The organism is Novosphingobium clariflavum (genome assembly GCF_026420865.1).
In the GTDB taxonomy this organism is placed as follows: Bacteria; Pseudomonadota; Alphaproteobacteria; order Sphingomonadales; family Sphingomonadaceae; genus Novosphingobium; species Novosphingobium clariflavum.
In genome coordinates, this window is the sequence record NZ_JAPCWC010000115.1 from 1 (window position 1) to 384 (window position 384).

The 384-nt window shown below is 58.9% G+C and carries 1 tRNA gene; it reads left to right on the top strand.

Annotated features, from left to right (window positions below):
* The first annotated feature begins 20 nt into the window (after positions 1-20).
* Positions 21-97 (top strand) — tRNA-Met (locus OKA11_RS24530).
* Positions 98-384: the final 287 nt, after the last annotated feature.

Genomic DNA, 384 nt, shown 5'->3' on the forward strand with positions numbered 1-384 from the left:
AACAGACGCAACCATGGTGACGCGGGGTGGAGCAGCCCGGTAGCTCGTCAGGCTCATAACCTGAAGGTCGTAGGTTCAAATCCTACCCCCGCAACCACCGATACCGACATCGGCGCAGAAACGGATCCGGATCCGCAGTTGTTTCCGGCGGTTTCGTGCTGCGATGCCCATTCCATAATAGCCCCGAATTCTCCATGAAGCGTGGCAGTCATCTCGCCAGGGTTCGCCCCGGGGAACAGCGTGACGCGCTCGATCAAGCCGCGAATGGCGCATGCGGCCTCGTCTCGTTCAGAGGGATGATGAAGCGCTTCAGCTAGCCGCTCAACTTTCTTGCGATAGAACTTCGCGATGTTCGGATGGATATCCGGGGCAATGTAAGGCGCC